Source organism: Nocardioides sp. CPCC 206348, assembly GCF_048654705.1.
Taxonomy (GTDB): domain Bacteria; phylum Actinomycetota; class Actinomycetes; order Propionibacteriales; family Nocardioidaceae; genus Nocardioides.
Map to the genome: position 1 here is coordinate 107,527 of NZ_JBMCZA010000193.1, position 21,032 is coordinate 128,558.

The 21,032-nt window shown below is 69.4% G+C and carries 22 protein-coding genes; 4 read left to right on the forward strand and 18 right to left on the reverse strand.

Annotated features, from left to right (window positions below):
* Positions 1–270: 270 nt before the first annotated feature.
* From ACOADB_RS17410 to uvrA, 14 genes are all read right to left on the reverse strand, one after another.
* The gene (locus tag ACOADB_RS17410; protein WP_082573556.1) at positions 271–630 is read right to left on the reverse strand and encodes an RNA polymerase-binding protein RbpA; all 360 of its coding nucleotides are present in this window, start codon (positions 628–630) and stop codon (positions 271–273) included.
* A gap of 57 nt (positions 631–687) precedes the next feature.
* Positions 688–921, reverse strand: coding sequence for a preprotein translocase subunit SecG (gene secG, locus ACOADB_RS17415; RefSeq protein WP_378601236.1), 234 nt, complete (start codon positions 919–921; stop codon positions 688–690).
* A 33-nt stretch (positions 922–954) separates the two neighbouring features.
* Entirely contained in the window at positions 955–1,767 is an 813-nt protein-coding gene (gene tpiA, locus ACOADB_RS17420) for a triose-phosphate isomerase (protein WP_378601172.1), read from the reverse strand.
* A gap of 1 nt (position 1,768) precedes the next feature.
* The gene (locus ACOADB_RS17425) at positions 1,769–2,983 is read right to left on the reverse strand and encodes a phosphoglycerate kinase (protein ID WP_378601175.1); all 1,215 of its coding nucleotides are present in this window, start codon (positions 2,981–2,983) and stop codon (positions 1,769–1,771) included.
* 5 nt (positions 2,984–2,988) lie between these two features.
* Positions 2,989–3,987, reverse strand: coding sequence for a type I glyceraldehyde-3-phosphate dehydrogenase (gene gap, locus ACOADB_RS17430; protein ID WP_378601178.1), 999 nt, complete (start codon positions 3,985–3,987; stop codon positions 2,989–2,991).
* A gap of 97 nt (positions 3,988–4,084) precedes the next feature.
* Positions 4,085–5,071 (reverse strand): DNA-binding protein WhiA, encoded by a 987-nt coding sequence (whiA, locus tag ACOADB_RS17435; RefSeq protein WP_056712041.1) that lies wholly within the window; start codon positions 5,069–5,071, stop codon positions 4,085–4,087.
* A 47-nt stretch (positions 5,072–5,118) separates the two neighbouring features.
* Complete coding sequence (locus ACOADB_RS17440; RefSeq protein ID WP_378601182.1) at positions 5,119–6,105, reverse strand: gluconeogenesis factor YvcK family protein; 987 nt, start codon at positions 6,103–6,105, stop codon at positions 5,119–5,121.
* Between the two features lie 8 nt (positions 6,106–6,113).
* The gene (gene rapZ / locus ACOADB_RS17445) at positions 6,114–6,983 is read right to left on the reverse strand and encodes an RNase adapter RapZ (RefSeq protein ID WP_378601185.1); all 870 of its coding nucleotides are present in this window, start codon (positions 6,981–6,983) and stop codon (positions 6,114–6,116) included.
* 12 nt (positions 6,984–6,995) lie between these two features.
* Entirely contained in the window at positions 6,996–8,966 is a 1,971-nt protein-coding gene (uvrC, locus tag ACOADB_RS17450) for an excinuclease ABC subunit UvrC (protein ID WP_378601188.1), read from the reverse strand.
* A gap of 58 nt (positions 8,967–9,024) precedes the next feature.
* Entirely contained in the window at positions 9,025–9,609 is a 585-nt protein-coding gene (gene nthA, locus ACOADB_RS17455) for a nitrile hydratase subunit alpha (protein ID WP_378601191.1), read from the reverse strand.
* Entirely contained in the window at positions 9,606–10,250 is a 645-nt protein-coding gene (gene nthB, locus ACOADB_RS17460) for a nitrile hydratase subunit beta (RefSeq protein ID WP_378601194.1), read from the reverse strand. Before nthB ends, nthA begins: the two co-directional genes overlap by 4 nt.
* Before the next feature lie 22 nt (positions 10,251–10,272).
* Positions 10,273–10,704 carry a Rieske (2Fe-2S) protein gene (locus tag ACOADB_RS17465; protein ID WP_378601197.1) on the reverse strand — a complete coding sequence of 144 codons (432 nt, stop codon included), beginning with the start codon at positions 10,702–10,704 and terminating at the stop codon, positions 10,273–10,275.
* Positions 10,701–11,180 (reverse strand): Rieske (2Fe-2S) protein, encoded by a 480-nt coding sequence (locus ACOADB_RS17470; protein WP_378601199.1) that lies wholly within the window; start codon positions 11,178–11,180, stop codon positions 10,701–10,703. The genes ACOADB_RS17465 and ACOADB_RS17470 overlap by 4 nt, the downstream gene beginning before the upstream one ends.
* 33 nt (positions 11,181–11,213) lie before the next feature.
* Entirely contained in the window at positions 11,214–14,159 is a 2,946-nt protein-coding gene (gene uvrA / locus ACOADB_RS17475; RefSeq protein ID WP_378601201.1) for an excinuclease ABC subunit UvrA, read from the reverse strand.
* Between the two features lie 134 nt (positions 14,160–14,293).
* On the opposite strand from uvrA, the gene ACOADB_RS17480 reads away from it, so the two are divergent.
* Genes ACOADB_RS17480 through ACOADB_RS17490 form a run of 3 tightly spaced genes read left to right on the forward strand, consistent with a single transcriptional unit; the run spans position 14,294 to position 16,465 of the window.
* Positions 14,294–14,959, forward strand: coding sequence for a maleylpyruvate isomerase family mycothiol-dependent enzyme (locus tag ACOADB_RS17480; RefSeq protein WP_378601203.1), 666 nt, complete (start codon positions 14,294–14,296; stop codon positions 14,957–14,959).
* Between the two features lie 7 nt (positions 14,960–14,966).
* Entirely contained in the window at positions 14,967–15,638 is a 672-nt protein-coding gene (locus tag ACOADB_RS17485; protein ID WP_378601205.1) for an MBL fold metallo-hydrolase, read from the forward strand.
* Positions 15,635–16,465, forward strand: coding sequence for an alpha/beta fold hydrolase (locus tag ACOADB_RS17490; RefSeq protein WP_378601207.1), 831 nt, complete (start codon positions 15,635–15,637; stop codon positions 16,463–16,465). The genes ACOADB_RS17485 and ACOADB_RS17490 overlap by 4 nt, the downstream gene beginning before the upstream one ends.
* Here the strand turns inward: ACOADB_RS17490 and ACOADB_RS17495 are convergent.
* Positions 16,449–17,057: a DNA-3-methyladenine glycosylase I gene (locus ACOADB_RS17495; protein ID WP_378601209.1), complete on the reverse strand. Its 609-nt coding sequence runs from the start codon at positions 17,055–17,057 to the stop codon at positions 16,449–16,451. The genes ACOADB_RS17490 and ACOADB_RS17495 overlap by 17 nt on opposite strands.
* A 53-nt stretch (positions 17,058–17,110) precedes the next feature.
* Positions 17,111–17,314 carry a cold-shock protein gene (locus ACOADB_RS17500; RefSeq protein WP_056711996.1) on the reverse strand — a complete coding sequence of 68 codons (204 nt, stop codon included), beginning with the start codon at positions 17,312–17,314 and terminating at the stop codon, positions 17,111–17,113.
* A gap of 243 nt (positions 17,315–17,557) precedes the next feature.
* On the opposite strand from ACOADB_RS17500, the gene ACOADB_RS17505 reads away from it, so the two are divergent.
* Positions 17,558–19,498, forward strand: coding sequence for a GMC family oxidoreductase (locus ACOADB_RS17505; RefSeq protein ID WP_378601212.1), 1,941 nt, complete (start codon positions 17,558–17,560; stop codon positions 19,496–19,498).
* Positions 19,499–19,574: 76 nt separating this feature from the next.
* On the opposite strand, the gene ACOADB_RS17510 is transcribed toward ACOADB_RS17505, so the two are convergent.
* The gene (locus ACOADB_RS17510) at positions 19,575–20,669 is read right to left on the reverse strand and encodes a 2Fe-2S iron-sulfur cluster-binding protein (protein WP_378601214.1); all 1,095 of its coding nucleotides are present in this window, start codon (positions 20,667–20,669) and stop codon (positions 19,575–19,577) included.
* 58 nt (positions 20,670–20,727) lie between these two features.
* On the reverse strand, positions 20,728–21,030 hold the full coding sequence (locus ACOADB_RS17515; protein ID WP_378601216.1) for a hypothetical protein: 303 nt from the start codon (positions 21,028–21,030) through the stop codon (positions 20,728–20,730).
* Positions 21,031–21,032: the final 2 nt, after the last annotated feature.

Consider the following 21,032-nt stretch of genomic DNA (forward strand, 5'->3'; position numbering starts at 1 on the left):
CGTACGACGGGGCCTGGCCGAGGACGGATCCGTCGCAGAGACACCCGCCCGTGGCGTCCGCGGCAACGCGGAGACGGTGTGGTTCCTCGACACGGCCGCCGCCTCGCTGATCTGACTGCGCGAGCGCGTCTTCGCCGTTGATACGGGGCAGCAAGCTGCCCGGAGGACGGCTCTCGCCGCGCTGCCGCGCCGCGGTTGTCTTGCGTAGGACCTGGGTTGGTCTGGCGGCAAGCCAGCAGTGCCGCTCGCCAGCCCGCCTCGCGCAGACCGTCAGAAAATTATTTCGCCCGACTTGCGGCGCGAGCGCAGCAGCTGGATCGCCTCGTCGAGGATGACCTCGGCCTCCTTGTCGGAGCGGCGCTCCTTCACGTAGGCGAGGTGCGTCTTGTACGGCTCGATCTTGTTGGGCGGCGGAGCGTTCTCCGAGTCCAGACCAGCCGGCAGGCCGCACTTCGGGCAGTCCCAGGACTCAGGGACGTTCGCCTCGACGGAGAAGGTGATCACCGAGCGGTGGCTGTTCGTACAGAAGTACGTCACTGCCTGCCGCGGTGCGGCCTCTCCACGCTCGGCTTCGCCCATCGGACCTGCACCGACGCGACTCCCGCGAATCGCGTTTCCACCACCAGCCAACGGATTTTCTCCTCAAGCCTTCGGACAGCCCGCTAGTCGGGCAGGCCTGTTGTTCGGTCAGTTCTGATAGGCGAGCAAGAGGCCCAGCGCGATGACACACGCGAACCAGATGACGCCGATGCCGACCGTGAAGCGGTCGAGGTTGCGTTCGGCAATGGACGATCCGCCGAGCGAGCTCGACACACCGCCACCGAACATGTCCGAGAGTCCGCCACCGCGTCCCTTGTGCAGCAACACCAGGAGGATGAGCAGCAGGCTCGCGGTGACGAGCAGAACGGTGAGCAGGGTGATTAACACGCGGGGAATCCTACGTCAGGGCCGAGATCAGGACAGCACCGGCATGTCATAAAACCGGCAGATGCCGCCAAACTCGTCCACTTCGAGGCTCGCGCCGCCCACCAGGGCGCCGTCGACGTCGGCCTTGGCCATGATGCCGGCGATGTTGGCGGCCTTCACGGAACCGCCGTAGAGGACGCGTACGGCGTCGGCGGCCTCGTCCCCGAAGGATTCCCGCACCTGCCCGCGAATGGCCGCACAGACCTCCTGTGCGTCCTCAGGGGTGGCCACCTCGCCCGTGCCGATGGCCCAGACGGGTTCGTAGGCGATGACGAGGCTGGCGACCTGCTTCTTCGTGAGACCGGCGAGGGAGCCCTCGACCTGCGCCATCGTGTAGGGCACGTGCTCGCCTGCCTGGCGGACCTCGAGTCCTTCACCGACGCACACGATCGGCGTGATCGAAGCGTCGAGCGCGGCCTTGGCCTTGGCATTCACCAGCTCGTCGGTCTCGGCGTGGTACTGCCGGCGCTCGGAGTGACCAACCACGACGTAGGAGCACCCGAGCTTCGCGAGCATGCCCGCGGAGATCTCGCCCGTGTAGGCGCCGCTGACGTGCGGGGAGACGTCCTGGGCGCCGTACTTGATGGCGAGGCGGTCGCCGTCCACCACGGTCTGGACGGACCGGATGTCGGTGAAGGGCGGCAGGAGCGCGACCTCGGCCTTGCCGTAGTCGTGGCGCTTGTCCGAGAGCGTCCAGGCGAGCTTCTGCAGCAGGTTCACGGCCTCGGCGTGGTTGAGGTTCATCTTCCAGTTGCCCGCCATCAGGGGTGTGCGACCGGCCTGCGCTGCGTTGTTGGCCATCTCAGGCACCTTCCTCTTCCAGAACCGTGATGCCCGGGAGCTCCTTGCCCTCGAGGTACTCCAGGCTCGCGCCACCTCCGGTGGAGATGTGGCCGAAGGCCGCCTCGTCGAAGCCGAGGGTGCGTACGGCGGCCGCGGAGTCGCCACCGCCGACGACCGACAGGCCGTCGACCCGGGTGAGCGCGTCGGCGACTGCACGGGTGCCTTCGGCGAACGCAGCCTGTTCGAACACGCCCATCGGGCCGTTCCAGAAGACGGTCTTCGCATCGGCCAGGGCGGCCGCGAAGGCTGCGCCCGATGCCGGACCGATGTCGAGGCCCAGTGCATCGGCGGGGATGTCGGTGGCGGCAACCACCCGTGCGGACGCCTCGTCGCCGAAGTTGTCCGCGACGACGATGTCGGTCGGGAGGACGATCTCGACCCCGAGCTCGGCGGCACGGGACTGGTACTCGCGCACCGTTTCGAGCTGGTCCTCCTCGAGCAGGCTCTTGCCGACCTCGAGGCCGTCGGCCTTGAGGAAGGTGAACACCATGCCGCCGCCGATCAGCAGCTTGTCGGCCTTGTCGAGCAGGTTGTCGATGACCCCGAGCTTGTCGGACACCTTGGAACCGCCGAGCACCACGACGTAGGGGCGCTCGGGGTTCACCGTCAGGCGGCGCAGCACGTCGATCTCGGTGGCGACCAGCCCGCCCATGGCGTGCGGGAGTCGCTGCGCGACGTCGTAGACGCTTGCCTGCTTGCGGTGGACGACCCCGAAGCCGTCCGACACGAAGGCATCAGCGAGCGAGGCGAGCTCGTCGGCGAACGCACCGCGGACGGTGTCGTCCTTGCTCGTCTCCCCCACGTTGAACCGGACGTTCTCCAGGAGGGCCACGTCGCCGTCAGCGAGCCCGGCGACGGTCTCCTTCGCCGAGGAGCCCACGGTGTCGCTCGCGAAGGCGACATCGGCGCCCAGGAGCTCGCCCAGCCGTGCAGCGACCGGAGCCAGCGAGTACGCCGGATCCGGAGCGCCGTCGGGGCGCCCGAGGTGCGCGGTGACGACCACGCGGGCACCTGCGTCGGCCAGGGCCTTGATTGTCGGGACGCTGGCCCGGATCCGGCCGTCGTCGGTGATGCGTCCACCGTCGAGCGGGACGTTGAGGTCCGAGCGGACCAGGACCCGCTTGCCGCTGACGGACGCGAGGAAGTCCGGGCCGAGCCCGTTGAAGTCAGTCACAAGCGTCAGAGCGTAGCGCCGACGTGGACGATGAGGTCCGCGAGCCGGTTGGAGTAGCCCCACTCGTTGTCGTACCAGCCGGCGACCTTGACCTGGTTGCCGATGACCTTGGTCAGCGGAGCGTCGAAGATGCACGACGCCGGGTCGGTCACGATGTCCGAGGACACGATGGGATCGGTGGAGTAACGGAGGTACCGGCCGTCGGCGGCGGCCCGCACGATGGCGTTGACCTCCTCGACCGTGGTCTCCCGCGCCGCCTCGAACGTCAGGTCGGTCAGCGACCCGGTCGGCGTCGGGACGCGCAGGGCGTAGCCGTCGAGCTTGCCCTTGAGCTCCGGCAGGACCAGGCCGATCGCCTTCGCTGCACCCGTCGACGTCGGGACGATGTTGATCGCCGCAGCGCGCGCCCGTCGCAGGTCGCTGTGGATGTTGTCCTGCAGGTTCTGGTCAGCGGTGTAGGCGTGCACTGTGGTCATCAGGCCCTTGACGATGCCGAGGCCGTCGTTGAGGGCCTTGGCCATCGGGGCGAGGCAGTTGGTGGTGCACGAGGCGTTCGAGATCACGGTGTGGGCGGCCGGGTCGTACAGCTCGTGGTTCACGCCCATCACGATGGTGATGTCGTCGTTGGTCGCAGGCGCAGAGATGATCACCTTCCGCGCCCCACCGCCGTCGACGTGGGCGCGTGCCTTGGTGGCGTCGGTGAAGAAGCCGGTGGACTCGACGACGACGTCGACACCGAGGTCGCCCCAGCCGAGGGCAGCCGGATCACGCTCCGCGAAGGCACGGATCTGCTGGTCGCCGACGATGATCGCGTCATCCGTCGAGGAAACCTCTGCGTCGAGACGACCGAGGATCGAGTCGTACTTCAGCAGGTGCGCCAGCGTGGCGTTCCCCGTGAGGTCATTCACGCCGACGATCTCGATGTCGGCTCCGCTCGCTCGCACTGCGCGGAAGAAATTACGGCCGATCCGGCCGAATCCGTTGATGCCGACACGAACGGTCACTGTGAGCCTCCTGAGGGTGGGGAATGGTCGATTCCGACCCTATCCCGCACCCCTGGCACCCAAGAGCGTTGGGGTGACCCGCATCACATGCTGGACGTCACGCGTCGCCGGCCAGCATCTCCGGCGTCAGGGACGCCTCGGTGTCCGGAACGCCCAGGTCCTCGGCACGCTTGTCGGCCATCGCCAGGAGACGCCTTATGCGTCCGGCGATCGCGTCCTTCGTGAGGACCGGCTCGTGCAGCTGGCCGAGCTCCTCGAGCGAGGCCTGCTTGTGCTCGAGGCGCAGCTCGCCCGCCATCTTGAGGTGGTCGGGAACCTCGTCGCCAAGGATCTCCATCGCGCGTTCGACGCGGGCGCCTGCGGTCACGGCTGCGCGCGCGGAACGCCGCAGGTTGGCGTCGTCGAAGTTGGCGAGCCGGTTGGCAGTGGCGCGCACCTCGCGCCGCATCCGGCGTTCCTCCCAGGCCATCAAGGTCTCGTGGGCGCCGAGGCGGGTCAGGAGCTGACCGATGGCGTCACCGTCACGGATGACGACGCGGTCGACGCCACGGACCTCGCGGGCCTTGGCCTGGATGCCGAGGCGTCGGGCGACACCGACGAGGGCAAGGGCGGCCTCCGAGCCCGGGCAGGTGACCTCCAGGGACGACGAGCGACCGGGTTCGGTCAGTGATCCGTGGGCGAGGAAGGCTCCCCGCCAGGCCGCCACCGCGTCACAGGCGCCGCCGGAGACGACGGCAGGCGGCAGGCCACGCACCGGACGCCCCCGCTGGTCGAGCAGGCCCGTCTGGCGGGCCAGTGCCTCGCCGTCCTTGGCCACCCGCACGATGTAGCGGCTGCCCTTGCGCAGGCCGTTGCCCTGCACCATGACGACGTCGGAGGTCTGGCCGTAGATCTCGGAGATGTCCTTGCGGAGCCGACGCGCCGCGGCGCCGGTGTCGAGCTCGGCTTCGACGACGATGCGGCCGGCCACGATGTGGATGCCACCGGCGAACCGCAGGGTGGAGGCGACCTCAGCCTTGCGGCAACACGCCTTGGTGACCGGAGTACTGGCCAGTTCCGCCTTGACCTGTGCCGTCATCGCCATGAGCCGATCCTGCCATGGTGGTCAACAACCCTGCGCGGGTGCCCGGGTCACTCGGTGGCGAAGATCCGGGTGTAGGCCGCAGCCAGCTTCACGGGATCGTGCCGCGGAGACCCGTCATCGGCTGCCACGTCGGCGATGACCAGCCGCGCGCCGAGCGCGGCCACGGTCTCCTGGAGCTCGGCAAGCCCGGACTCCATGACCGTCTCGTCCGCGAGGACGACGTCGATGCCGAGGTCGGGCGCGTGCTCGGCCAGCACCGCCAGGTGGTCGGCGGGGCCGAAGCCACCGGTCTCCCCCGCCTGCTCCGCCAGGTTGAGTACGACGACAAGGCGGGCCTGGGTGCGGACCAGCGCATCACGCACGGCAGGCACCAGCAGGTGTGGCAGCACCGAGCTGAACCAGGACCCGGGCCCCAGGACGGCCCAGTCCGCCTCCGTGATGGCGGCGATGACCGCCGGACTCACCTCGGGATCGGCCGGCTCGAGGGCGATCGAGCTGATGACACCTTCGGTCGTGGCGACCTCGACCTGGCCGCGGACGGTGGTGAGCTCGTCGGGATGCCCCTCGACGAGTCCACGCACCTCCGCCGTGATGTCCATCGGCGTCTGTGCCATCGGGAGCACCCGGCCGCGGGCGCCGAGCAGCCGACCGACCCAGTCGAGCGCGTCGATGTGGTCGCCGAGGAGCTCCCACAGGCCGACGATCAGCAGGTTGCCGACGACGTGGCCGCGCATCTCCCCCTCGCCCTCGAACCGGTGCTGCAGCACCCTGGCCCAGGTGTCGCCCCACTCGTCGTCGCCGCAGAGCGCGGCCAGCGCCATCCGCAGGTCGCCGGGCGGCAGCACACCGAACTCGCCGCGGAGCCGTCCCGAGGAGCCGCCGTTGTCGGCGACCGTGACCACGGCCGTGAGCTTGTCGAGGGTCAGGTCGTCGAGCAGGTGGCGCAGTGCGTTGAGCGAGGCGTGCAGCCCGTGGCCGCCGCCGAGGGCGACGACCGACTGGGCGCGCTGAACCGCCCCGAAGTCCGAGATCATCGGGTCGATCACTCCCGGCCGAGGTCGCGATGGATGGCACGGGCGAGGTAGCCCTGCTCGCTGAGCCGGCGGGCGATCTCCTCGCTCATCGCGACGCTGCGGTGCTTGCCGCCGGTGCATCCGATGGCGACCCGCATGAACCGCTTGCCCTCACGGAGGTAGCCCTCGGCGACGACGGTGAGCAGCGGGACGTAGGCGTCGAGGAACTCCTCGGCCCCGGGCCGCCCGAGCACGTAGCTGGAGACCTCGGGGTCCTGGCCGGTCCGTGGCCGGAGCTCGGGCACCCAGTGCGGGTTGGGCAGGAACCTCATGTCAGCGAGGTAGTCCGCGTCGACCGGACTGCCGTACTTGAAGCCGAAGCTGATGACCGTGACCCGCAGCCGGGTGGAGTCAGGCGTGCCGAAGGCTTCCGCGATCCGGTCGGTCAGCTGGTGCACGTTGAGGTTGCTGGTCTCGATCACCAGGTCGGCCTCTGAGCGCAGGTCGGCCAGAGCCACCCGCTCGCGCTGGAGGCCGTCGAGCAGTCGGCCACCCTGCTGCAGCGGGTGCGGACGGCGCGCAGCCTCCTGCCGGCGGACGAGGACCTCGTCCGAGGCATCCAGGAACACCAGCGTGGCGTCCCGACCGGCCACGCCGTGGGCCAGGGCACTGCGCAGGCCGAGGAAGAACGAGCCGGACCGGACGTCGACGACGACCGCGATCGGCTGCGCGGGACCGTGGCTCTCGTCGACGAGGCGCACGACGTCGGGCAGCAGGTTCGGGGGAAGGTTGTCGACGACGTAGAACCCGAGGTCCTCGAGCTCCTTGGCCGCGGTGCTGCGACCGGCACCGGTCATGCCGGTGACGACGACCAGGGGCCCGGGGCTGTGTTCAGTCATGGTGCGCCTTGCTCATGGGGTCATTGTGGTCGAGGCGGAAGCCGGAGGCACAGCGTCCCCGCCGTCCAGCGCTTCCTTGATGGCTGCTGCGGTGCGCGGCCCGATGCCGGGCACCGCCGCGATCTCGTCGATCGTCGCCACCCGGAGCTTGCGCAGGGAACCGAAGTGACGCAACAGGGTCTTGCGGCGCACCTCCCCCAGTCCCGGGACGTCGTCCAGCAGGCTCTCCACCATCGACTTCGACCGACGGTTGCGGTGATGGGTGATCGCGAACCGGTGGGCCTCGTCACGCACCCGCTGCAGGAGGTAGAGGCTCTCGGACGAACGCGCGAGGATCACGGGGTCCTCCTGTCCGGGCAACCACACCTCCTCGAGTCGCTTGGCCAGGCCGCAGACCGGGATGTCGTCGATGCCGAGCTCGTCGAGCGCACGTTGGGCCGCCGCGACCTGCGGAGCGCCACCGTCGACGACCACCAGGCCCGGCGCATAGGCGAACTTCCGTGGACGTCCCGTGTCCGGGTCGACCAGCAGCGGGCCACTGGTCTCGTCGCCGGGGCGCAGCTCGGAACGCGCCTGTTCGTCGAGGAGGCGCCGGAAACGACGGGTGATCACCTCGTGCATCGCGGCGACGTCGTCCGAGCCCTCCTGGTCGCGGATCACGAAGCGGCGGTACTCGCCCTTGCGGGCCAGGCCGTCCTCGAACACGACCATGGAGGCCACGATCTCGGTGCCCTGGATGTGCGAGACGTCGTAGCACTCGATCCGCAGTGGTGCCTCGTCGAGCTCGAGCGCCTCGGCGATCTCGGCCAGCGCCCGGTTGCGGGTCGTGAGGTCGCTCGCCCGCTTCGTCTTGTGGAGGACCAGCGACTCCTTGGCGTTGCGCTCCACCGTCTCCTGCAGCGTCTTCTTGTCGCCGCGCTGCGGCACCCGGATCTCCACCCGCGAGCCGCGAAGGTCGGACAACAACTGCTCGAACGTCGCGCTCTCCGGCGGCAGCTCGGGCACGAGGATCTCCCGCGGCACGGCGTCCCGGGCGTCCTCGGGAGCCACGCCGGCGTACAGCTGCAACAGGAAGTCCTCGACCAGGGCAGACGTGTCGCCGTCGTCGGTGCGGTCGGCCACCCAGCCGCGCTGGCCACGGATCCGGCCGCCGCGGACGTAGAAGACCTGGACCGCCACCTCGAGCGGGTCCTCGGCCAGCGCGATCACGTCGGCGTCGGAACCGTCGCCGAAGACCACGGACTGCTTCTCCAGCGCCTTCTGCATGGCGCCGAGGTCGTCGCGCAGGCGCGCGGCCTTCTCGAAGTCGAGGGCCTCGGAGGCGGCGTACATCTCGTTCTCGATGCGCTTGGTGAACTGCTTGGTGCGACCCGCCATGAAGTCGCAGAAGTCCTCGACGATCGCGCGATGCTCCTCGGCCGACACGTTGCCTACACAGGGTGCGGCGCACTTGTCGATGTAACCGAGCAGGCACGGTCGCCCGATCTGCGCGGACCGCTTGAAGACACCGTTGCTGCACGAACGCATCGGAAAAACCCGGAGCAGGATGTCGACGGTCTCGCGGATTGCCCACGCGTGGCCGTAGGGCCCGTAGTAGCGGGTGCCCTTGCGCTTCGCGCCGCGCCCCACCATCACCCGCGGGAACTCGTCGGACACCGTCACGGCCAGCCACGGATAGGACTTGTCGTCGCGATACTTCACGTTGAAACGCGGGTCGAACTCCTTGATCCAGGAGTACTCCAACTGGAGCGCCTCGACCTCGGTCTTCACCACGGTCCACTCGACCGACGTCGCGGTCGTGACCATCGACGCGGTGCGCTGATGGAGGTTCCCGATGTCCTGGAAGTACGACGACAGGCGGGCCCGCAGGTTCTTCGCCTTGCCGACGTAGATCACCCGGCGGTTCTTGTCGCGGAACCGATAGACGCCCGGCACGGTCGGGATCTCCCCGGCCTTGGGGCGATAGCTCAGCGGATCGGGCACGCCCCAACCCTACGAGGGTGAACCGACAACCGGAGGCACGACCGCTCGTGGTGGCCGGTCAGCGCACCACGCCGATCATGTGGTCCCGGGTGACCAGGCCGGCCAGCTCGTCCTCGCTGCGTGCTTCGGCACCGTTCGGGGCCAGGGGCAGGACCAGGTAGCGGACCTCGGCACTCGAGTCCCAGACCCGGAGCTCCACGTCCTCGGGGAGGGTCGTGCCGAACTCGGCGAGCACGGCCCGGGGTTCGCGGACCATGCGCGAACGGTAGGCAGCGCTCTTGTACCACCGAGGGGGCAACCCGAGGACCGGCCACGGATAGCAGGAGCAGAGCGTGCACACGACGACGTTGTGAACGGCCTCGGTGTTCTCGAGAACCACGAGGTGCTCGCCCTCCGCGCCGCCGTAGCCGAGCTCTCCCACCGCGGCGGTCCCGTCCTCGAGCAACCGCGCCCGGTAGTCAGCATCGATCCAGGCGCGCGCCACCACCCGGGCGCCGTTCAACGGTCCGACATGGTGCTCGTAGGTCTCGATGATGGCGTCGACGACGTCCGGGGTGATCACGCCGCGCTCGACGAGCAGGGCTTCGATGGCCTCGATGCGCAGCGAGGCCGGGCGGGGCGGGTGATCCGTCCGGTCGTTCATGCGAGGTAGCGCTCCCACAGGTCGAGGTGGAGGAAACCGGGCTCGGCGTCCGCGCCCCAGAGGTCGCCCATCTCGAAACGAACGGTGTACGTGGCCTCGGGCGGCCCGTCACCGCTCGCATGGGGCCAGCCCCCGGGCTGGCGGATCACCGTGCCGCTGACACCGCGGACGTAGCGCGGGCACCGGTGGTGGCCTACCGGCGCCATCCGCTTCACGGTGACCCTGTCGCCGATCGCGAAGCGTGCCGGGACGTCTTCGCCACTCGGGCGCCGCGGATGGTCGATGAGCGCCGCGACGAGCCCGGCCGCCATCTTCGGGTTGGTGTCCCGGGCGTGCCGACTCGGCGGCTGCGGATGGCGCACCCGGGCGTCGATGTCCGCGGTCGTGAGCGTTCCCGCATCCACCAGACCCGCCTCGAGGGAGCGCGCCCACCGCTCGAAGTAGCCCATGGCGAGGTACTCCGCCGGGGCGATCGCCTCGATCCCGGGGCGGATCGAACCGGATCGGGCACCGGCTGCTCCGGCTGCGATGAACAGTCCGAAGGTCCGCCCTTCCCACGGCTCGTCGAAGGGCAGCTCCACGTCGTCGACCGGCACGGCGCCGAAGCCGTGCATGCCGCCCATGTCGTGAACGCCCTCCATGCCGCCTCCTACCTGTGCGGGATCAACCGGCGAGGATCTTCCCGTTGTCCACCGTGATGTCGACCGATGCGAGCGGACCGGACGCCGGGCCACCCGTGTTGTCACCGCTGGCTGCGTCGTACGACGACCCGTGGTTGGCGCAGTGGATGGTGCCGCCCTCGACGGAGGTCACGAGCAGGCCCTGATGGGTGCAGACGGCGGTGAACGCCTGGAAGTCGCCCTCGGTCGGCTGCGTGATGACGAGCTTCTCGTCGGTCAGGATGATGCCGCCGCCGACCGGGACCTCCGAGGTCGATGCCAGCTCGGCGCCGGAGGCGACCTCCGGCCCGGAGGCGTCGTCGCCACTGCCCGCGCAGCCCGCGAGGGCCGCGGCGACCCCGAGCGCACCGAGGCCCGAGAAGATGATCCTCCGGCTGGCGCGTACCTCCTGCAGACGTGCGGCTGGACCGCTCATCCGCGCACGATCTGGTCGCCCTCGACCTTGAGCGCGACCTTGGACAGGGGCGAGGGGGCCGGGCCACCCGCGACCGAACCGTCCGAGACGTTGTAGCTGCTCCCGTGGCAGGGGCACTGGATCTTGCCGTCGGCGACCTTCGTGACCAGGCAGCTCTGGTGGGTGCAGATCGCGGAGTAACCCTGGAACTTCCCGGCCGTCGGCTGGGTGACCACCAGCGACTCCTTGGCGATCACGACACCGCCCCCGACGGGCACGTCGGCAGCGGCGACCAACCCGCCGGCCGGTGCACTGGTCGCGCCGTCCGCGGTCTCGGTCGTCGTCGCCGACGTCGGCCCGCTGGCCGTCGGTTCGGACGTTGCGTCGTCGGTCGCCGAGGAGTCACCGTCGTCGCCGCACGCAGCCAACAAGGGCACGCTGACACCGAGAGTGGCAGCGCTCGTCAGGGCTCGTCTCCTGCTGAAGGGGGCTGTCATGCCGTCAGGCTACGACCAGTACCTGAGCCGCGGCTATGACTTGGCTGTGGCCTTCCCTGTGGCCTTCCCTGTGGCCTTCGTCGTGGCCTTGGCCCGGACCCGTCCCTTGGGCTGGGTCGCGGCCCGGCCGGCCAGCATCGGCTTGAGGAACTGACCGGTGTAGCTGGCGCGCACCGCCGCGATGTCCTCGGGCGTGCCCTCGGCGACGACGGTGCCGCCCCGGGAACCACCTTCCGGCCCCATGTCGACGATCCAGTCAGCCGTCTTGATGACGTCGAGGTTGTGCTCGATGACCAGGACCGTGTTGCCCTTGTCGACCAGGCTCGACAGGACACCCAGCAGCTTGCGGATGTCCTCGAAGTGCAGTCCGGTCGTGGGTTCGTCGAGCACGTAGACGGTGCGCCCCGTCGACCGCTTCTGCAGCTCGGAGGACAGCTTGACGCGCTGCGCCTCGCCGCCCGACAGGGTCGTGGCCGGCTGCCCCAGCCGGACGTAGCCGAGGCCGACCTCGCAGAGGGTCTTCATGTGGCGACTGATCGCCGGCACTGCGGCGAAGAACTCCGCTGCCTCCTCGATCGGCATGTCGAGCACCTCGGCGATGGTCTTGCCCTTGTAGTGCACCTCGAGGGTCTCGCGGTTGTAGCGGGCGCCGTGGCAGACCTCGCACGGGACGTAGACGTCCGGCAGGAAGTTCATCTCGATCTTGATCGTGCCGTCGCCCGAGCATGCCTCGCAGCGGCCGCCCTTGACGTTGAACGAGAACCGGCCCTGCTGGTAGCCCCGCATCTTCGCCTCGGGCGTCTGCGAGAACAGCTTGCGGACGTGGTCGAAGACCCCCGTGTACGTCGCCGGGTTGGACCGCGGCGTGCGGCCGATGGGCGACTGGTCGACGTGGATCACCTTGTCGACGTGCTCGAGGCCGGTGATCTTCTGGTGCCGGCCGGGGATCGCGCGGGCGTTGTAGATCTGCTTGGCCAGCGACGTGTAGAGGATGTCGTTGACGAGCGTGGACTTGCCGGAGCCGGAGACGCCGGTGACCGCGCAGAAGACGCCCAGCGGGAAGCTGACGTCGACGTCCTGCAGGTTGTGCTCACGCGCCCCGTGGACCTTGAGCTCGCGCCCCACCGTCCGCGGACGTCGTACGGCGGGGACGGGGATCTCGCGACGCCCGGAGAGGTACTGACCGGTCATCGAGTCCGGGTGCTCGAGGAGTCCCTTGACGGTGCCGGAGTGCACGACCTGGCCACCGTGCTCACCGGCGCCCGGGCCGATGTCGACGACCCAGTCGGCGACGCGGATGGTGTCCTCGTCGTGCTCGACGACGATCAGCGTGTTGCCGAGGTCCTTGAGCCGGACCAGCGTCTCGATGAGCTTCTGGTTGTCGCGCTGGTGCAGCCCGATGGACGGCTCGTCGAGGACGTAGAGGACGCCGACGAGGCCGGCGCCGATCTGCGTGGCGAGCCGGATCCGCTGCGCCTCGCCACCCGACAGCGACCCGGACGGCCGGTTGAGCGAGAGGTAGTCGAGTCCGACGTCGAGCAGGAAGTTCAGGCGCTCCTGGATCTCCTTGAGCACCCGCTCGCCGATCTGGCGCTCGCGGGTCGACAGGTCGAGGTCGGAGAGATAGGCCGCGGCCTCGTTGATCGGCAGCGCACAGACCTCGGCGATGTTCTTGCCGCCGGACTCACGGGCGCCGAGCGTGACCGACATCGACACCGGCTTGAGCCGGCTGCCGGCGCAGGTCGGACACGGCACCTCGCGCATGAAGCCCTCGAACCGCTCGCGGCTCGTGTCGCTCTCCGCCTCGCGGTGCCGGCGCTCGACGTACTTCCGGACACCTTCGAACTCGGCGTAGTAGGAGCGCTCGCGGCCGTAGCGGTTCTTGGTGACGACGTGGACCTTGGTCGGGTGGCCCTCGAGGACGGCCTTCTGGGCCTTCGCGGACAGCTTCTCCCAAGGGGTGTCGACGTCGAAGCCGAGCTCCTCGCCGAGCGCGATCAACAGTCGGCCGAAGTAGTCGGCGACGTGGGCGTGGCTCCAGGGCTGGAGGGCGTTCTCGGCCAGGGTCGCGGTCGGATCCGGCACCACCAGCTCGGGGTCGACCTCCATCCGGGTGCCGAGGCCGGCGCAGGCCGGGCAGGCACCGAAGGGCGAGTTGAACGAGAAGGAGCGCGGCTCGAGGTCGTCGGTCTCGATCGCGTGCTCGTTGGGGCACGCCATCTTCTCGGAGAACTTGAGCTCCTGCTGCTCCCCCTTGGCCGCGTCGACCATGTCGAAGACGACCAGTCCACCGGCCAGGCCGAGGGCCGTCTCGACGGAGTCGGTCAGGCGCCGCTTCGCGGTCTCCTTGACCGCCAGCCGGTCGACCACGACCTCGATCGAGTGCTTGAGCTTCTTGTCGAGGACGGGCGGGTCGTCGAGGTTGTGGATCGTGCCGTCGACCCGGGCCCGCGAGAAGCCCTGCGCCTGCAGCTGCTTGAAGAGCTCGACGTACTCACCCTTGCGGCCGCTCACGACCGGGGCGAGCACCTGGAACCGGGTGCCCTCCTCGAGCGCCATCATCCGGTCCACGATCTGCTGCGGCGTCTGCCGCTCGATCGGTGCGCCACAGGTGGGGCAGTGTGCGCGGCCGGCGCGGGCGTAGAGCAGACGGAGGTAGTCGTAGACCTCCGTGATGGTGCCGACCGTCGAGCGCGGGTTCTTCGAGGTCGACTTCTGGTCGATCGAGACCGCCGGGGACAGGCCCTCGATGAAGTCGACGTCGGGCTTGTCCATCTGGCCGAGGAACTGGCGGGCATACGCCGACAGCGACTCGACATAGCGACGCTGGCCCTCGGCGAAGATGGTGTCGAACGCCAGGCTCGACTTGCCGGAGCCGGACAGCCCCGTGAACACGATCAGCGAGTCGCGCGGAAGGTCGAGTGAGACGTCCTTCAGGTTGTGCTCGCGGGCGCCGCGAATGATCAGCTGATCGGTCACTACCGGTCCTCGGGTGTCGTGCGTGGTCGTTCGAACAAGTGTTCGCCATGGTACGGCGCCGGGCAAGCCGCCACGCCAGGAACCACCTTCTCACCCGCCGCCGACAGCCACCGTTTCGCGGGCATGATGGGGAGGTGACCACGCCGATTGCCAGCCGGATCGAGACCGCCACCGCCCGCCTGATCACCACCGCCGACGCCCTGCCCGACGACGCGTGGGGAGTCCCCAGCATCTGCGAGGGCTGGAGCAGGGCACACGTGCTCGGCCACGTGGCACTCAATGCGGAGGGACTCGCCGGTGCGCTCCGCGGACTCACCGACGGCGTACCGACGACCATGTACGTCTCCGAGGAGCAGCGCGACACCGACATCGCGACCCTGGCGACCGCGGCCCCCGCGGAGATCCGCGAGCGCCTCCGGGCCTCCGCGGCGGCCTTCGACGCCGCGCTCTCCGACCTCGGGGTCCCCCAGGACTCCCGGTTCGAGCGGACTCCCGGCGGGCAGTGGCTCCGGGCGGGCGTCGTCCCCCTGCTCCGGCTCCGCGAGGTGGAGATCCACCACGCCGACCTCGACGCGGGCTACTCCCACGCGGACTGGCCGCGGGAATCCGCGATCACCTTCCTCGACCTCGCCGCCCGCGGCCCGATGCGCCCGGACTGCCACGTGGTCGCCACCGATGGCGGCGAGGAGTGGACGTTCGGCTCACCCGGACCCGACGCACCGACCTGGACCGGCGCCGCCTCCGCCCTCGCGTGGTGGGCGTCGGGCCGCGACGCCGGGGACCTGGTCACCCCGGCATGATGGAGCCATGACCTACACCGGAGACGTGACCGTCGGGGGCGACCCGCAGGTCCGCGAGCTGTCCGCGCTGACCATCGCGAAGGTTGCCGTCGACGAGAAGATGGCCAACAACGCCTACCTGCTGCGCTGTCGTGCCACCGGTGACCAGGTGCTGATCGACGCTGCCGACGCTGCTGACACCCTGCTCGCGCTGGTCGGCGATGCCGGCCTGACCACCGTGGTCACCACCCACCAGCACTGGGACCATCACCGCGCCCTCGCCGCCGTCGTCGAGGCAACCGGAGCCGACGTCGTCGCCGGCGAGCCGGACGCAGACGCGATCACCGAGCAGACCGGTGTCGCCGTGGCCCGGCGGGTGACCGATGGCGACACGGTCCCCGTCGGCGACTGCACCCTCGAGGTCATCCGGATCACGGGACACACTCCGGGATCGATCTGCCTGCTCTACCGCGATCCCGACGGCCACCCGCACCTGTTCACGGGCGACTCGCTCTTCCCCGGCGGCGTCGGTGCCACGTTCGGCGACGCCGACGCCTTCCAGACCCTGGTCGAGGACGTCGACACGAAGCTCTTCGGCACCCTGCCCGACGACACCTGGTTCTATCCGGGCCACGGCAGCGACTCGACGCTCGGTGAGCAGCGTCCGCACGTCGCCGAGTGGCGCGAGCGTGGCTGGTGACCGTCGTCGAGGTCGATGACACCGATGTCCACGTCGAGGTCGACAGTCCCGAGGGAGCGCCGATCCTGGTGATGGTGCACGGCATGACCTGTTCGCTGCGTTGGTACGACGCCGTCGCCGACCTGCTGTCGGATTCCTTCCGGATCATCCGGATGGACCTTCGCGGCCACGGCGCGACGAGGGGCGGGGCAGGACTCCAGCCGGGTGACCAGGCGCGGATGCTCGCGGCACTGCTCAGTGAGCTGGGCGTCACCAAGAACGACGACGTCACGTTGATCGGGCACTCCTGGGGCAACGACACCACCACCGAGCTGGCCGCTCGAACCGGTGTGGCATCCCGGATGGTCGTCCTGGGACAGGGACCGACCTATGCACCGGGCGTGGCCACCATGCCGAAGCTGGGCGCCCTCCTCGCGATCCCCGGTCTGGCGAGAACACAGCGGTTCGCACCGAACGCCCTGCTGCGTGGCGGCCTGGCGCTCGGGTTCGCGAAGGGCTTCGACCACGCCCGCGCGTTCGCCGACCCGCAGCAGGCGTACATCGACCTGCGCAGCGCGGACCACCGCATCCCGCGGATCGTCATCCACGACCGCAGGGCACAGCTGGAGGCGAACGGCCTCGACCGGCGACTCAAGGACCTCGAGCTGCCTGCACTGGTGATCCTGGGCGATCAGGACAGCTTCTACCCGCCCGAGGCATCCCGGGCGTTGTACGAGGCCGCCGGTGCCCGGGTCGTGGTGCTTGACGGCGCCGGCCATTCGGTTCAGGTGGAGCGGCCAGTCGAGGTGGCCCAGCTGATCCGGGACTTCGTCACGCCGGTGGCGTGAACGCCCTTCGGGCCGCCACCACTTCGTCGCGCGTTGCGCATCCGCTGACGTGGTTGTTGATCAACCCCATCGCCTCCATCAGTGCGAACATCGTGGTCGGCCCGACGAACTTCCAGCCACGCTTCCTGAGGTCCTTCGACAGGGCGATGGAGGAGGGCGACGTGGTGAGTGACTGGGGCTCCCCCAGCTCGGCCAGCGTCGGTTCGTAGCCCCAGAAGTACGCCGCCAAGGACCCGCGGTCCTCGATCAGCTCGAGCGCGCGGCCGGCGTTGTTGATGGTCGCCTCGATCTTGCCGCGGTGCCGCACGATCCCGGCGTCGCCCAGCAGCCGCGCGACGTCGTGCTCGTCGTACGCGGCGACCGTGGCGAGGTCGAAGCCGGCGAAGGCGGCGCGGAAGGCAGGGCGCTTCACCAGGATCGTGCGCCAGCTGAGGCCGGACTGGAAGCCCTCGAGGCAGACCTTCTCGAACAGCCGCTGGTCATCGACGACCGGGAAGCCCCACTCGGTGTCGTGATAGGCCGGGAACTCCGGGGCCGACACGGCCCAGGGGCACCGAAAAATGCCGTCAGGGCCGGGCAGAGGGTTCGTCATGCGACGAACCCTGCCACCCGGCCCCGACAGTGATCAGTTCAGATCAGCTCACGTCAGATGGCGCGAACGTTCTCCGCCTGCAGGCCCTTGGGGCCACGCGTGACGTCGAACTCGACGCGCTGCTCTTCGGCCAGCGACTTGAAGCCGTTGCCCGAGATGCCGGAGTGGTGCACGAAGACGTCGCCGTCGCCACCGTCCTGCGCGATGAAGCCGAAGCCCTTGGTGTCGTTGAACCACTTCACGGTGCCAACTGCCATTGTCTTACTCCTTGTGTCTGTTCCTACGAAGCCGCTCGGGCATGGTGCCGGTGCGGGCTGAAACCAACTGCACCGCGCCTCGTGGAAAACCAGATGGAGCTACAACAGTGAACCGTGTTCCCGGCCGCCAACAATCGGGGCGACCGGATCTGCGGGAGGGACATTTTACCGCTCCCCTTCAACAAGGAAGACTTTATCACCGGAGCAGTTACCACACTGCATCATCGCGCCTAGAGTCCCCCCGTGACCTTCACTCCGCGGCAGGTTCGGGCGATGGGCCTGATCGCCGACACGTTCGCCGCTCGCAGCGGGACGATTCCGTCACCGACCGACGTCGGTTCGCACGAGCTCGCACTGTCCATCGCAGCAGCCAATCCCCGGCACAGCGAGGTGCGCCAGCTCAAGGGACTACTGGACCTGTGGGACACGCGGTCGCTCGGCCTGGCCCTGACCGGGAAGCCCCGGCGGTTCTCCCAGCTGAGCCAGGGTGAGCGCGAGCGGGTCCTCCTGTCGCTCTCGGACTCGCGGGTCGGCGCCAAGCGGGTGTTGTTCCAGGGCCTGAAGGGTGCCTCGCTCCTGCCGTACTACATGACCGCCGGCGCGCCGCTGTGGGACGGCATGGGCTATCCGGGCCCGCTCGGCGTGCTGCCCGACGCGCCCGCCTCCCCCATCACTCCGCTCGCGATCGAGCGGGACACCGCGATGAGCTGCGACGTCGTGGTGGTCGGCTCGGGCGCCGGCGGCGGTACGGCGGCGGGTGTCCTTGCCGCTGCGGGACTCGACGTCGTCGTACTCGAGGCCGGTGGGCAGCACGACCAGCGCCACTTCGACGGCGGCGAGGAGTCCGGCTTCCTCAACCTCTACGCCCTCGCGCCGCAGAGCACGGCCGAGGGGCAGGTCGCACTGATGGCCGGACGGGGACTCGGCGGCGGGACGGTCGTCAACTACACGACCTCGTTCCGTACCCCGGACCACGTTCGTGACGAGTGGGCCTCCTACGGCGCGGCGCAGTTCGCGACCGACGAGTACGCCGCGTCGATGGACGCCGTGTGCGCACGCCTGGGCGTCAACACCGACCACGACACGGCTGCGCCCCGCGACGCGATCCTGGAGCGCGGAGCGCGGGCACTCGGCTGGGACGTGGCTGCGATGCCGCGCAACGTGCTCGGCTGCGACCAGGGCGTCGAGTGCGGCCGGTGCGGGATGGGGTGTCGCCTCGGCGCCAAGCAGTCGACCGCAAAGACCTGGCTGGAGGACGCGGCGGCCGCCGGTGCCCGGATCTGCACCGGCGTCACGGTCCGGACGGTCACCACCAGCTTCGGGCGCGCCACGGGGGTCGAGGGCACCACCGCGGACGGGCATCGTGTGCAGGTGCGCGCCCGGGCGGTGGTCGTCGCGGCCGGAGCGATCCAGACACCGGCGCTGCTCCAGCGCACCGGGCTCGGCAACCCGAACGTGGGGCGGCACCTCCGCCTCCACCCCGCCACCGCCCTGTGGGGACGCATGGAGGAACCGGTCGACAGCTGGGTCGGAGCCATGCAGAGCCGGTACGTCGACAAGATGACCGACCTCGACGGCAACGGCTACGGCGTGCTCTTCGAGACCGCACCGCTGACCCCTGCGCTCGGGACCGGGTTCGTGAACTGGCGTGGGTCGGACGACTACCGGCGCCGGATGGACGAGCTGAAGTCGACGCTCGGCGTCGCGATGATCGTGCGCGACCGCGATCCGGGCGGCACCGTGGCCATCGGCCGGGATGGCGAGCCCGTCGTCCGGTACGAGCTCTCGCCGCGCGACACGGAGCACCTGATCCAGGGCTTCGTCGGCGCAGCCCGCATCGCCGAGGCCGCCGGCGCGACGTGGCTCGCCTCGACCCACCACAAGACGGTCAGCTACGAACCCGGGGTCCGTGGCTCGATCGACACCTTCGAGGCCGACCTCCGCGCCGCCGGTGCGGCCCCCGCCACCCTCGCCCTCGCGGCCCTGCACATCATGGGCAGTGCGCGGATGGGTGGCTCGGCCGCGACCTCGGCGACCGATCCTGACGGACAGACCTGGGACGTCCAGGGCCTGTACGTCGCCGACGGCTCGAGCTTCCCGACGGCATCGGGCGTAAACCCGATGATCTCGATCGAGTCCATCGCGCACATGACCGCGACCCGGCTGGCCGCCAAGCTGAGCTAGCCGGCAGCGCGGCGGGAGGCGTCGCCGCGAGCTTGCTCGCCGTCGCTGCGCCGGAGACGCGCTCGGCCGATTCAAGCTAGCTGTAGGTGACCTTCACGGTGTCGGTGGTCGGCACCGACTGGCACCCGAGACGGATCCCGTCCTCGAGGTCCTCCTTGTCGAGCACGTCGTTGTGGAGCATCCGGACATCGCCCGCCAGCAACCGGATCGCACAGGCCGAGCACTCACCCTCGCGGCACGAGTACGGCGCCTTGACGCCCTTGCTCTCCAGGAAGTCGAGCAGCGTGGTGCGAGGGTTCCAGTCGTCGAAGGTGAACTCCTCGCCGTCCAGCTCGACCTCGACCTTGACCGGGCCGGCCGGAGCGTCCGCGAAGTCGTCGGCACCGTCGTCGTTCCCGTCGGCGAGGGCGATCTCCGCGGCGGCCTGCTGCCGCATCTCCTCGATGTCACCGAACGGGTTGCCGCCGAGGGAGACGAACTTTTCCTGGTGGCGCTGGGAACGCGGGACCTCGAGGTCCTTGAGGACGGTGGTGACCATCTTCATGAAGGGCGCAGGACCGCAGACGAACGACTCACGGTCGAGGTACCCGGAGCAGAAGGCCTTCATCTGCTCGGGCGACGGCAGTCCCTGCACGGTCTCCAGCCAGTGGATGACCTGGAGACGATCGGGATGCAGCGCCGACAGCGCCGAGAACTCCTCGGCGAAGATGACCGACTTCTCGTCGCGGTTGGCGTAGAAGACGACGATCTTGCCGGTGCCGTGCGCGAGCGCCGTACGCGTGATCGACATGATCGGGGTGACCCCGGAGCCGCCGGCGAAGAGCAGCAGGTCGTTGTCCAGCGAGGACGGGGTGAAGATCCCGGACGGCGGCAGCACCCGCAGCGTGTCACCGACGGAGAGGTTGTCGCAGATCCAGTTGGACGCGAAGCCCTCGGCCGTCCGCTTGACGGTGACCGTCAGCGGTCCGCCGTCGTGGGGGCTGCTGGAGAGCGAGTAGCAGCGCGCGGCGATGCCGGTCTGGTCGCTCGGCACGGCCACCGTGAGGAACTGGCCGGGCTTGTAGGCGAACTTCTCCTCCGCACCGGCGGGTACGGCAAAGCTGATCGACTTGGCGTCGGCGGTCTCCTCGACCACACCGACGACATCCAGCACAAAGGACTCGATGTCCACGAAACTCCCCACACCTGACTCTGTTGAAGCGACTTGAAGCAGCTCGAAGCGACCCGGCTCAGTAGCCGTCGACCGCTCCGATCGGGACATCTCCGGCCCGAACTGCGTCATCGATGCTAGCCATCATCCGGGAGCAGGGCTTGTGCACGTCCCGCCTACCGGTCCCCTGATCCTGTCGCGCAAACTCTTGACAATTCGCCCGCGCCTCGCTGCTCCATTGGAGCGAGGTCTGGTGGTCGCTGTTCTTCTTGACCCTGACGGTGGCCAGGCAGTCCAGGCAGGCGACGTCGACGAGCCGGGCCTCGGTGTAGAGCTTCTGCTCCTCGAGGGTGTCCGGGCTCGCTGGCACGAAGGAGGACATGG